Origin of the sequence: Acinetobacter sp. YH12132, from assembly GCF_013418645.1 — a bacterium.
Lineage (GTDB): Bacteria > Pseudomonadota > Gammaproteobacteria > Pseudomonadales > Moraxellaceae > Acinetobacter > Acinetobacter indicus.
Genome location: NZ_VPBR01000004.1, coordinates 280,341 through 292,409 on the forward strand (window position 1 = coordinate 280,341; position 12,069 = coordinate 292,409).

General features: G+C 32.2%; 11 protein-coding genes and 1 pseudogene. All 12 read right to left on the reverse strand.

Going from position 1 to position 12,069, the window contains the following annotated elements:
* Positions 1 to 77: 77 nt before the first annotated feature.
* Entirely contained in the window at positions 78 to 521 is a 444-nt protein-coding gene (locus FTU67_RS06980) for a hypothetical protein (RefSeq protein WP_180061597.1), read from the reverse strand.
* Positions 522 to 1,001: 480 nt separating this feature from the next.
* Complete coding sequence (locus tag FTU67_RS06985) at positions 1,002 to 1,409, reverse strand: SMI1/KNR4 family protein (protein ID WP_180061598.1); 408 nt, start codon at positions 1,407 to 1,409, stop codon at positions 1,002 to 1,004.
* Positions 1,406 to 2,014 (reverse strand): HNH/ENDO VII family nuclease, encoded by a 609-nt coding sequence (locus FTU67_RS06990; protein WP_257221847.1) that lies wholly within the window; start codon positions 2,012 to 2,014, stop codon positions 1,406 to 1,408. The genes FTU67_RS06985 and FTU67_RS06990 overlap by 4 nt, the downstream gene beginning before the upstream one ends.
* Before the next feature lie 15 nt (positions 2,015 to 2,029).
* Positions 2,030 to 5,275, reverse strand: coding sequence for an ATP-binding protein (locus FTU67_RS06995; protein ID WP_180061599.1), 3,246 nt, complete (start codon positions 5,273 to 5,275; stop codon positions 2,030 to 2,032).
* A gap of 24 nt (positions 5,276 to 5,299) precedes the next feature.
* A complete protein-coding gene (locus tag FTU67_RS07000) occupies positions 5,300 to 6,199 on the reverse strand; it encodes a hypothetical protein (protein ID WP_180061600.1) in 900 nt (299 codons plus the stop codon).
* A 13-nt stretch (positions 6,200 to 6,212) separates the two neighbouring features.
* Positions 6,213 to 8,483: a dynamin family protein gene (locus tag FTU67_RS07005; RefSeq protein ID WP_180061601.1), complete on the reverse strand. Its 2,271-nt coding sequence runs from the start codon at positions 8,481 to 8,483 to the stop codon at positions 6,213 to 6,215.
* Positions 8,484 to 8,495: 12 nt separating this feature from the next.
* Positions 8,496 to 9,380, reverse strand: coding sequence for a dynamin family protein (locus FTU67_RS07010; protein WP_180061602.1), 885 nt, complete (start codon positions 9,378 to 9,380; stop codon positions 8,496 to 8,498).
* A 665-nt stretch (positions 9,381 to 10,045) separates the two neighbouring features.
* The gene (locus tag FTU67_RS07015) at positions 10,046 to 10,447 is read right to left on the reverse strand and encodes a hypothetical protein (protein WP_111828404.1); all 402 of its coding nucleotides are present in this window, start codon (positions 10,445 to 10,447) and stop codon (positions 10,046 to 10,048) included.
* 371 nt (positions 10,448 to 10,818) lie between these two features.
* Positions 10,819 to 11,229 (reverse strand): annotated as a pseudogene (locus FTU67_RS14195) (guanosine-3',5'-bis(diphosphate) 3'-pyrophosphohydrolase); the annotation flags it as partial.
* 93 nt (positions 11,230 to 11,322) lie between these two features.
* Entirely contained in the window at positions 11,323 to 11,697 is a 375-nt protein-coding gene (locus FTU67_RS14200; protein ID WP_257221848.1) for a hypothetical protein, read from the reverse strand.
* On the reverse strand, positions 11,675 to 11,860 hold the full coding sequence (locus FTU67_RS07030; protein ID WP_257221850.1) for a hypothetical protein: 186 nt from the start codon (positions 11,858 to 11,860) through the stop codon (positions 11,675 to 11,677). Before FTU67_RS07030 ends, FTU67_RS14200 begins: the two co-directional genes overlap by 23 nt.
* Before the next feature lie 42 nt (positions 11,861 to 11,902).
* The coding region (locus tag FTU67_RS07035) for an integrase core domain-containing protein (RefSeq protein WP_151711510.1) at positions 11,903 to 12,069 on the reverse strand (167 nt) is incomplete at its 5' end.

Consider the following 12,069-nt stretch of genomic DNA (forward strand, 5'->3'; position numbering starts at 1 on the left):
TAGTCATAAATTTAGTCCCCACTTGTTTTTAAGTGGGGACTAAATTAAAAATGGGTAACTGTCAGATCAGGTTTGAGCTAGTACAAATCAGTACCCCAAAACTCCTCTTGAGATAACCCTCCTCTCATTAATTCACTTAATTTATCTAAAGGCTTATTAATCTCGGAATAATCAACTTCACTCCAATAAAAACCCGTAAAAAAAGAATGGATGTAACCTGAAAAGGCAAAGGGCTGATCCACTCCTCCCTGAATTTCCACGTCATAAACAGGCTGGTACACTTTTATTATTGGATCAATATAATTTGACTCAAATTGCACTGTTCTATCAAGCTTTTCTTCTGCCCAAGAATCTCCAGTTTCAACAAGTAATTTACGAATGGAATCCCGATCTTTCCACTTAATTAATGCCTGCATAAACTCTTCAGCTGCAATTTGAATCGCCGCTTGATCTAGTACAAAAGGTTTGTTTTTGAGAGTTGCTTGTATCTCAGCTCTCCGTTGCTCTTCCTGTTCATTCACTTTACATATCCTTTTCTTCTCAAAATAATCCACCGAAATTCGGGATAATCCATATATAACTATCGGAAAAATCAAGACAATAATATAAATACACCAGAGTTTCACATTACTTCACCTTAATCTGTATATTGATTGATTTTGGTGTTGTCCATAAATTTCGATTAGGTACGATCGTCTGCGTTGCATTACCCACCCCAATTGAATTAGGTGTTGTGACTGATAAATGCCCTACTTGGATAGAATAACTGGTAGACCACGAACAGGAATGGGTGGCCGACTTATTCAGTAATATGCAACTAATTCTTCCTTCAACAATCCAAGTTAAAGATTAAGCTGCTATTAGAAAATTGCTCGGTTAATAATAAATATATGAATCAAAACTTATCTCTTGATCATAAGGCGTCTTTCTATAAATCACTTTTCTATTCTAACATTTAAAATTTTTGACAAGAGAATAAGTGATAAATTGAATAAAAATTATTAAGCCTTAACTTTTTCTAAAGTATCTAATAAATATTGCTCCAATGTTTGACTCAATTTACTCACTACCCCGTCTTTCGTCCATTCTAAAACATGTCCAGTTTCTAAGTCATATATAGAATAATGACCATCTCCAAGATCTAGAAGAGGTAAAGCTTTTTGTGGATAAGTAACATTTTCTTTTAATAGACTATAGATTTGAATGAGATTCAAGTATGAATCAGGTTTAACGCCTAGACCATAAAACTCCAGATATTCAAACTCCAATTGTCCACAAATTTGTAAATATGATAAATAATCAGTATCAAACTGAAGTTTTAAAATCTGCTGTGCTTGAAGAATCTCATCTTCACTCACTGATATAACATCGATAGCATTTGATTCAATAAAATCTTTTAAAGTATTCATGTGTTTGCTAATTCCTGTTTTATTTCTGATGCACGTGATTTCCAGTGATCTGCACGCTCCTTATTGAAATCGGGACGACTAATTTCAGACTCTTTTGATTCGTGCAATATATTGTAATTGCCATCCGTAATATGTTCTTTCTTTGTCAACTCAGCTAAAGGGGCATCCATTTTTTGACCAATATGATGTAATTCATAGGGTTGACCATCTTTATCTAAAGGCGACAATCCCTTTTCCATACGCTCTAGGTTTGTTCTACCACGATCATCAACTTGCTCATAATTGATATCAGTACGAACTAAGCATTCTCTACCATTAATTTCTTTTGATTCAAGTCCCGCTTCCTTATAAATTTCCGCTTCCTCTTCAGAGCGAATTGCTTCTACTGTTTTTTCACCATATCCTTGCTCTTTTAAATTATCTTTGCTTTCATCAGATAAGTCGGTCAATTGCATCTTATTTTGCAGATACGTAGGCTGATCCAATTGCCCTACATTATAGAAAACTTTCTGGTCCATAATTGAATCTTTATACCAGATGTTCTGAACTGCACTACTATCGCCCATTTTCTCTAGAGTAGAAGCCAATACTGAAATCAATTCCATACTTTTTCTCTTTTATTAAGCAACATTTTGTTTGTGTACATGCTCTACCCATGTTTGGTAAGCTTTGAGATAACCGTAATCGATACTAGTAAGATATTTCAAACAAGCCTGCTTGATTTGATTTTTAATAATAAAATCTTCATTAAAAATCAATCTGTTTAACTGTTCGTCAAAATCTATTATATCTACAGATATTTTTAATAATGGCTCTAGTTTATTCTCTAAATTTAATATTCTTACAATATATCGACTAATTTTAGCAAAGTCCTTAATATTCAATTTTAACTTATTATCTTTATATGCTTGTAAAAGTTGTTCGAGCTCAATTCGCATAACCGTATCTGAAATCATGACCAAATTTTCTAGAAGGAAATCAAGATTAGGTTGCTGATAATTCGAAGGTAAACGTTCACCTATACACAATAAAAAGAGCAAGATTTCTTGTTCAATTTGTTTTATAGTCACAGCCTTTCCAATTAATCTTTTAAAATAAAATTTAGAATGGTCTGGCTGAAAATAATTAATTTTACATAATATTGGTTCTAGCCAATGGCTTTGATGAACAATTGCAACCCCCTGAGGTAATTTAGAAATTTCAGCCAATTGTTCATCCTTTAGGGAAACAGAACTTCCTACAACCTGTCGATCTTGCTCTTCAGGAAGCCTTAAAATAATTTTAGTATTTGTATTTTTAATTGCAGAAATATCTAATGCATTAGGTGATTGATCAACTAAGATAAAACCCTGACCGTAAGTACGCATCTCTGCAATTGAATCACTAAGCATCTCAACAGACTTTCCAACTAAGTTACTGGATTCCATTGATTGACTAGTACTTGTACGTTTTAATAAATGATGTGCTTCTTCTAATATCGTGACATGTCTTAAATCTGAATTCATGTCTAAATTTTGACTTGTACGATATTCATTCAACTTCATTACTAATATCCCCATGATGAGCGATTTAGTTTCTGATGAAGCTACACGACTTAAGTCAACAATGACATTCTGGTCAAATAGGATAGAACTATCTATCTCATTTGACGTAAATAATTGTGCATTTAAACCATCCGTTAAAGACATAATACGAGTTTCTAACGAACCAATATAATTACCTTTAACCTCTTCAGAATAAGCAGAATCTTCAATAATCTCTTTTAATGTCAATGCTACATCAGTGAAGGTCGGAAAAATTTGCTGCGTTTGTACATTTTCGGATACATCTAAATCCCATCCTACCCGCTGATAAGCCTGTAAAATTGCTTTTTTCAAAACAATTGGCATAGCGGCATACATTGGCCAACATACATTAAAAATTTCAACAAGACGATCCACATGCTCTAAGACATGAATATCCACTGGAAAACTAAATGGATTTAATTTCAATAAATCAGTATGTTTCGGATTAGTCCCATAGACAAAAACATCTGAATAATTACCAAATACATGTTTATATTCACCTTTTACAGGTTCAATCACTAAAAAGGGAATCTGCTGCTGGCGTAAGTTTTTTAAAATCGTATATAAAGTATTGCTTTTACCTGATCCTGTTGATCCGCATACTAATGTGTGCTGCGTTAATTGTTTATTTTCTAAGAATACAGGCTGATTGGAATCTTTCCACAAATGACGTAATACGCCTAAATCAATTGCATTGTCATGAAACGTTTTAAGATCATTTAGGTACTGAATTGATCGTCCAAAAGGCACTGTTTCAACAACACTTACACTAGATGTAGAGTGATGAGGTAAGTTCAATGTTAACGCTATTTCCTTGGTAGACAATAAACTCGTCGGGCTTAAAAATGGTACTTGTACATTTAATTGCGTGGATACTTTTAATTGTGGATGTTGTAAATTTTTTAAGTATTTTAGGATTAATGATTTATCCTCACTAGTCCAAGTGGTTATAGTAGATGCTTCTGAATTCGAATCATCACCTTTCATTAAACCATAATAAATACTACCTAAAGCATGAGAAACGGTAGGTGTTTCACCTATAAAGTAAGCAGCGAAATTCCACCCGCCATAAGATTCAACATCATCAAGTCTTGCTAGGTTCTGGTCTATTTTATTGAGAATTTGTTGTACAGATTTATTTTGAAATTCTATAGTACTCTGTTGACTTGTGCCGTATGTTGCACCCTTGCTTGTACTTTTCGTTGATGTATTAGCTGTTGAACTTGTATTCGTACTAGTTTTTCCTTCTGAAAGATTCTCAGACTCCGTATAGCTAGTTCCTTTTGTTTGAGATGAACTTTGACTGTCAGATCCTAATAAACTTCCTGCAAGGCCTCCAACTGCTCCACCCACTGCCCCACCTATAAGCACTCCAGCAGGGCCAGCTATAGCTGCACCAACTCCCATACCAATACCAGCTCCAACACTAGCTACAGCCCCCCCTTTATTTTGGGAAGTAGATGAACCTTGTTGTGAACTTTCATTTACCCCATTTGAAATACTAGTTCCTTTAGTTTCAGTTAAAGCAATACTTTTACCTAGTGTCTCTGTTACGCTTGAACCAAGTACATGAGCAATATTTTCTGACTCTTGTGTTGAATAACTAAATGTATTCTTCGAATAAGGTGATATTTGAGTGTATATCTGTTCGTAACCTCGGCGAATAGTATGTAAAACAGCTTCCTCGACCGCTTCTGCTAAAAAGATTGCTTGATAGATCTTTCCTTCCGCAGCATCAATAAATCGCTCCATACCCTGGATAAAGTTTTCTCGATTATCTACTGATAATGATGGAATCAAAGTCACAGCCGTAACGCCACTACAATCATTTTTTTCATGATTTACGGTAGTTTGAAAAATTTCTTTTAATTCAGTATTTAATACTCCTGTTAAGTTACTACCGGAGAATTGCCCATCAAATGTTGACTTTAGCAACTCACCAGCATTCTGCCCTTCAAAATCTCCCGATTTACTTTTTACACCAATATAAATTTGGGTAGTATCACCATTACCCTCTAAGATAAAGAAAATACTATGACCTGCTTTACCAAGGGCAGTGTAAATAGCAACTAAACTTTCTAATACTGATTGCTTATTATTTTGTACTAAACGCTCTAATCTAAATAAGCGAACTTCTGCACTAAAATTAATCTGCTCAATATTAAAAGTAGGGAGAATAGACATGTTTGGCAAGTCAGTTAGATAACTTTTCTTGATCATATATTCAGCTGAATATAATGATCTTTCTAAATTTTCTGTTTCTTCAGCTCTTACCAATTTTCGGTTAAATTGATTGTTCATATTTTTCTCCCCCTATTATTTAAATTACTTAAACTTAGATTTTATTTTTTCAATTAAATTGCAACTAGCATCTTTTAATTTATTCAAACCATCAACAATTTTATCAAGAAGTTCTTCAATAATACTTTTACTAGATTCATCTCTATTAGGATTCTTATCATAAGCCGTATTATCTGATTCCACATTTGGATTTGGATTTGGATTTGGATTTGGATTTGGATTATTTAACAAGGCATTATTATTTATACCTAGAAATTTTCTCACTTCAAGTACATGGTTATAACGATCTAAGGAAAAATTTGTCTGTAAAGATAAATGCTGATCTTGTAAATATTGTGAATCCCATTTATCACGATCGATCTTCATTTTTTCATTAAAAATATCTTCCTTATAAGCTTCAAATATTTCAGGAATTTTTTCTTGAATAACTTTCCCATATTCTGTCAACTTTAAGGTGCTAACATCTCGATCAATAATTAGGTTTAAAAGAATAGCTTTAATTTTATCTAGATCTTTTGATGAAAAAGCCTGATCAAATAAATTATTTGAAAATTTATTTTCTTTCTGTTTAAGATTCAATTGATTTAAACTTTCATCTAAATCAGGGTTAGTGTTGATAAAATTTTCTTCAATATTAATAATTTCATTTTGGATAACATCTACAAAACCTTGAATTTCATGATTAATTAACCAAAGTTTTATTCCAATTACACTATCAAGCCTCTCCTTACTAAAATTCCTCTTTAACAGGTCTAAAGATCCATAAAAATCATTTTCGTTATATAAAGTATTTTTAGAAATTAATTCACCATAATCAAGATCCAATTCAGAGAATTCCGAATCGACATCAATGAGTTTTTTTAATTGTTCCTCTTGATTACAATTTTCAAGAGTTTCAATAATCTCTTCTTTTAACTTAAACACTGGGTATTTCTCCTTAAATCTTTAAAATGTCATCTAAATCTTGACGCATCTTTTCAATCCAAACTAATTCAGATTTAGCATGATCAATAGCTTTTATACGTAAATCTTTATCCTGAATTTTCCCTTTGATCTCTTTTATTATTTGCTCAAATTTCTTGTCAAACTCTTGAGTCAAAAATTCCGTATACATATCAATAATTTTATTTCCACCTTCAGTGATATGCGTTGTACCCTGTTGAATAAGATTATTAAATTGCGTTCTTATTTCTGCTCCACGTTTATCCCAAGCATCTTTTAAAGAAACATACTCTCTTTCTTCAGTTATATTAACTGTCTTAGTATCCCCCCAACTCCATGGTTTATACCATTTTGAGGTTTTAACTTGTTTTTGACCAACAACCACAGTACGTGTGTTAATCTCACCACGATTAGTTTTAGTCACTGTAATATCAAAGTTTTTAAATTTACTCTCTAATCCACTCAAAACAGGAATTTTTAAATCTTTCACATCTTCAAAAATATCTGAAATATACTTTTGATATTCTAAATTTAATTCCTTATGAATATTTTTTTGTATAGCCAAATAAGCATTATCCAACTCATTAATGACTTCATTAAATTTAAATTTCAAATCATCTTCTAATTTTTCTAATTTGTCATTCGCCTGATCAACACTCACATCACCTTGCATGGTATTAGTAATCGAACTCCATTTATCTTCTATTCCACGTCTTAGTGATTTGATTTTAGACTGAATAGCTTCAGGGACATGATTTTTACGTTCTTTAAGTTTTGCCTTATATGAAGCTGTTTCAAAACCTTTAGCCCGCTTAGCTTCTAGATGTTTAATGGATGCTAAAATATTTTCTAACTCCTTCTCATCTTGCTCTAATGAAGCATTCATTTGCTCCTCATTTAATGCTAACCCTATTGCGGTATCTAAGGCTTCTCTTGCCCGATTTAACCTGTGTGGTAGATTATATTTTTCAATGTATTCATCTATCATCATTTCAACAGCTGGTATACCACTGTTTTTTAATACAGTATTCAGCTCATAATCATCAACTAGCTTTAAACTGTTCACCTTATGAGAGACCTTTGACGTTAAAGGCATATATTTAATAAAGTTATATTCTTCTTCTAAAAATTGATCAATATACTCATTTTTCTTGCTACGTTCACGTTTTGTTAGCTGTTGCTCATCATTACGCATTAATCGAGTAGCAAATGCTGAAATTGGATATACCAAAGGATCTTGGATACCATTCTCTATCAGATATGCTCTAACATTATCCAAAGCTTTTTCTAACGATTCCTTTTCTAAATCAAATTCATCACATTTATTTACGATAAAAATAAATCTATCTCTGGCCTGCTTACCACCTTTTTTGATTTCCTTAGCCACTAGCCCTAATAAGTTTTTATCATCATTAATGCCTAATTGTGTAGCATTTAAAATGTATAAAATTAGAGGGCTACGTTGGGAGTCTTGAATGAAAGACATTGTCAAACGAGCATGAGATTCATCACGACTATTATTTGGACCTGGTGTGTCAGTCAATACTAGTCTGACATTATCTCTTTTTTTCATTCCATAAATTGGACCAGTAATATTGATCGTATGTGTATCTTTTTGATCATTCCAAGAATTCAAAACATCGCTATTTAGAATTATATTTTCTTCTAGAATCTCACCATCTACATTATAACGATTGCCATAGTAGGCTTCTGATTTAGTATCAAAAATTTTTGCAATTGTTGCAGTAGTGGCTTCATTACGAGCAGGTAATAAATCAGTGCCTAACATTGCATTAATGAATGTTGACTTACCTGATGACATTGTAGCAACTACATATGCATCAAAATCATTATTAAATGCTTCATTTAAAGCATCTGAAACTCTCGAATTATTTTGTAAATAATTAAGAAATTTTGGATTTTTTTTTGCAGATTCAATCATGCCTTTTATTTTTTCAAGGCGAATATCAACACTCTCTACAGGAAGGTAAGGAGTTAGTTTGAAACTAGTGCTATGTTCCAAATTTGCTTTTTCAATTTCTTCTTTAAGATCAATATAATCCGATTCTAATCCTATAAAACTGATTTCTATATTTCTATCTTGATTAAAAAAATCATATAAAAGCTTAGGAAGCTGATTTACCCACAACTGCAATCTACGCTGTTTTAAATGAGATAAAATATTATTCCCTAATACTTCCTGGCCATTTACAAAAAACTGTGTCTCGATTGAAAAAGGATTATGTTTAATTTCAATATGGTTCACTTTAAATATACCCTACTTATTTAATCTAAAAATTTGATCTTTAATATAAAACTCAAAATATGGAAAACCTGTATTACAATAGATCTGATTTAGATAATCGTAATCTTGAAAATCCTCATCAAGATCCTCGAATCTTTTTTGACATTTGATATGATTTATTGTTTCAATTGGAAAAGGAATTAATCCATAGTCAAAAAAAATATTATCATCTTCCAAGAAGCTGAATAATTCTCTTCTTTCCTTTCTAGATAATTTTTCTTGCTTTGTAAATTTTTTTATTAGCAACGATCTATATGCACTTATTGTAAATATGATAGGTTGTAAAAACCCCAGATCTTTCAAGTAAGAGGTTAAATTGTTTATAAAAGAACTGATTGACTCATTTTCTATATCAAACTCATCTATTTTATTTACCAAAAAAATAATTTTTTGATGTTGTACTTTTTTCTGAATAAATTTTAAGTATTGCACATCATCATTAATGAACGGCTGAGTCGCATTAATTATATAAACTAAAAAATCAAAATTAGACTCTTCAATAAATTCATAAGCAAGATTTTTATGATTAGTATCTCGACTATTGTTTGGCCCAGGAGTATCAATTAGTACTAAATTCTCAGAAAAATTAAATTTCCCTTTAACTAAAATTTCCTGTACTTGTTGACTTTGATTTAATACTTTTAACATTTCAGCAGTTAACGCATGTACTTCCTTTACTATTGCTTTATTGCTATCAAAAGCTCTAACCATCTCTACATTACTAGAATGTATCTCTGTTACCGTAGCAGTAGTTGCTTCATTCGCTGAATGTAATAATTCAGTGCCTAGAAACGCATTAATACATGTAGTTTTGCCTGCACTCATAGTAGCAGTAAATACAATTCTAATTTTATTCACCTTTAAACTTAAATATTTTCATGAAATTCGCTTATATTACAGTAGTTTCAGATAAAAAAAACCTCCTAAAAACCATAATTTACTTATTTTTTATATAAATATATCTATATCTTTCAAGTACGTTAGATATTATCAATAAAAACTTTACAATAGAGATGGTGGCATCTTAACTCAACTTCCGTTTCCTTTAAAACCTTATAATTAAGAGAAAATTAAGTTAGATTTTTACCAAATTTTACCCAGTATAAAAGTTATAAATAGCAGGTTTTAACAAACTAAAGATTACTACTGTAATCTTTAGTTTATATATTGATTGAGAAAACCAACTCAATTCAAGTTGCTTTTTATGCCAGTCTACAATCCCATAAAGAAGAGAACTTACTAGCCTCTTCTGAGTTTGAAGCAATGTACTATGATAAGATTAACCTATTAGGTCAGGTGGCCTAACTTAAATAAAAAGTCTCCGACAATCCCGGTACGGTTCAACCTGATGAGCTTCGCTCATAAGAGGCTTAAATGCTTGTCCAAGTTTTTGAATATACTCCAAATGCCAAACTATATGGCTTTGCCAAAGATCTGGATTGTGCGCATCTACATCTATACTTTCTAGATCTTCAAGAATTTTTAATCAATATCAGCATCAAATTCTCTATATTTTGGCAATGTTACTCATTAAAATTGTTCTCTACATATACATAAAAATCATTTCCCACACGATCATATTTAAAAGCCATGGTGTTCCGAGTCATCCATCGCTTTAAAAGTTTTTCGTAGACATTCGCTTTTTTAGTTGAGGTCGCACTAAAAGACCAATAATGAATCCCATGCTTATAAATAAGCTCCTCAACTCTCTGACTAATCGCATTAAAAACTTTCATGGCAGGTAAATTCAAGTTGATATCTTCATATATGGGATCATCTCTAAATAGGGCTAATTCAGGATGTTTACGGTAATTGATCTGGACTCTGGCACGGGGTGGTCTATTTAAAGAAAAAGAAAAACTATAATGATCAAATTTGAGTATGTAGTGCAATCCATCAATCATTAAGTCCTCTTTCAAAATCATACGATATCCTTCTTAAAATGATGACCAAGAACATTATTGTAGATTTCCATCAAGATATCTTGATCTTCCGGTGTTTGGAATGAACTGCCAAAAAAATTACGATCAGTCGAATTAAATAATTGAATAAAATGTTTTAGAAAAGGTTTTAATTTTTTACGCTTACAGTAGGCAAAATACTCACTTGCATCTTCGAATAAAATCCACCATTCCTCAGGACTACCAATTTGGTTTCCACCCATTGGATGTAATTGATCAAATAGAACATTCAGTAGATATTGAAAATTAAACTGCATACTGCCGTATTCAAACTCTGGATATTCAGAATCCAGATCTAAAGTATTTATATGCTGATGAATTGCATAAGCCTCTTTTAGTATTTTCTGAACCTTTTGATATTGTTTATAGCGAATCAAATCTTTGGCAGATATTTTAGGCAGGCGCGATAAATCCATATTGTCACGTAAATCTGCAAGTTTAACTTCGCAAGCAATCGGATTTTTTACTGTTCTTTGCACTGCCTGAAAACGACTTTCACCATCTTGTTTTGTGACGGCTAAAACTGCATGAATAATATTTTCATCAAACCCTAGTGATCTTAAATCAGTTATCGATGTTGCTGTATCTTCCAAAATATCATGCAGAACAGCGACAATTTTGGCATCAGGATGTTGTACATTTTGCATGACACGCAAGGGGTGATGGATGTAGGGTTGCCCTGCTTTATCTATTTGCCCCAAATGCCGTTCAGTTGCCAAGGAAATTGCTTTTTCTAAAGTAGCGATATGATATTCCCTTTATATTTAATCAAATTTTATTCAATTATATTAATCAATTACAGCAAATAAATAAAGTTCAATCATAGCTATTACGTCAATTTATGTCGTCTCATTAGGCAAATTTATCTGGGTTAAATCTAATTCTTTTACAAGCTGATCAGCTTTCAACTTCCTTGCCATTCTGCCCATATTGGTTTGTGGTTCAGCTACGGCTACATATTCATTTGCCGGAGTGATAACAAATGTTTCTAGAGATTCATTTTGAAATTTATCCCAGAATAAAGTCATTAACCATTCTGCAGCCTCTTTCACTTTAACGGTTGTTTGTGAAGGTTCTTTGTTGACGTAAAGTCTAATATTGGCGCCCTCATCTTGAATGCTGAGTAGACATTTCGATGTGATTTGAAAGTAGTGACAAATTTTTAGAATATTTTGATTAAAGACTGAATCTTCACAAACCTTGGGTTGTTTCACCCAAAAAACAATTGTCCATTTTATTTTCATTAGCATTTGAATAATGCAGACTCAGCTGTTCAAACGTATATTTTAAGCCAAATAAAGCAGCTGCGATTTCGACTTTACGGGTGAAGACTGGAAGGATATAGATTCCTGATTTTTCATTAGAAGTATCGCCCAATATGGTAATCCTCCCATAAATAACCGAAGTTAAAAGTAGAGGTTAAGCAGCCATTAGAGGTGGCTTTCCTTTGTTAGCTTGATGTGGTCTTTCATGGTTGTAATGCCACAACCAGTTTGTTGCATAATCTTGTACTTCATCCAAAGTATCAAATAAATGCTTGCTCAGCCAACTATAACGTATGGTCCGATTATAGCGTTCAATATACG

Excerpts from the sequence above, each read along its gene's own strand:
- FTU67_RS06985 (WP_180061598.1), bottom strand. The coding sequence starts at position 1,409 with ATGAATACTTTAAAAGATTTTATTGAATCAAATGCTATCGATGTTATA.
- FTU67_RS06990 (WP_257221847.1), bottom strand. The coding sequence starts at position 2,014 with ATGGAATTGATTTCAGTATTGGCTTCTACTCTAGAGAAAATGGGCGAT.
- FTU67_RS06995 (WP_180061599.1), bottom strand. The coding sequence starts at position 5,275 with ATGAACAATCAATTTAACCGAAAATTGGTAAGAGCTGAAGAAACAGAA.
- FTU67_RS07015 (WP_111828404.1), bottom strand. The coding sequence starts at position 10,447 with ATGATTTTGAAAGAGGACTTAATGATTGATGGATTGCACTACATACTC.